The sequence below is a fragment of the Micromonospora sp. B11E3 genome (genome assembly GCF_039871625.1).
In the GTDB taxonomy this organism is placed as follows: domain Bacteria; phylum Actinomycetota; class Actinomycetes; order Mycobacteriales; family Micromonosporaceae; genus Micromonospora.
Map to the genome: position 1 here is coordinate 1 of NZ_JBDPMC010000249.1, position 643 is coordinate 643.

Sequence of the window (643 nt, forward strand, 5' to 3'; positions counted from 1 at the left end):
CCCCATCACGCTGGAGAATCGCGTGAACAACTCGTCCCACTCGTCTGACCGCGGCAGCTCGGCCGGCGCGGACGGTAACGGGACAGCAGCGGGAACAGCGGCGTGGTAGTGGTTGTAGTGGGTGGGGTTCGCCGGGTCGGCCGCGACGTAGTACAGGTCGACCCGCCGGCCGTCCCGCGGCCCGAACACCGCCACCGGGCTCACCCCCCGCCCGGTGCGCTGCCAAACGGTGATCCGGCTACCGGTGGCGTGGGCCAGCAACGGCAGCAGGAACTCCCCGCCCGGCTCCGCCCACCGGCCGTCCCAATCGGCCACCGTGTCGAAGACCTCGGCAAGCTCATCCGCCTCGAGCGGCCCGTCAGACGTGCTCAACACGTGGACCAGATAGGCACGGGCCCGATCCGGCGCCAACGACGCCACCGGGAAACCCCGGCCACGCCCGTTGACGAAGTCCAACTGCTCCTGCGGCACATCCATGACCGGACCGGGATCGAGCCCCAACCCGATCAACTCCGCACACGCCTCGTCATACCGCTGCCCGATCCACCGCGCATCCAGGAAACCAGCCTCGGTGACAACACCGCCCCCCGAAACACCCTGGTCGCCGAGACGATCAGTCAGCCGCGCCAACACCTGCCCATCG

At 69.5% G+C, this 643-nt stretch carries 2 protein-coding genes; one reads left to right on the plus strand and one right to left on the minus strand.

What is annotated here, in order from left to right; all coding sequences use genetic code 11:
• The coding region (locus tag ABGB16_RS33920) for a hypothetical protein (protein ID WP_347672127.1) at positions 1–372 on the minus strand (372 nt) is incomplete at its 3' end.
• Between the two features lie 3 nt (positions 373–375).
• Here ABGB16_RS33920 and ABGB16_RS33925 point away from each other — a divergent pair.
• Positions 376–643: hypothetical protein (locus ABGB16_RS33925; protein ID WP_347672128.1), on the plus strand; the 268-nt coding region annotated here is incomplete at its 3' end.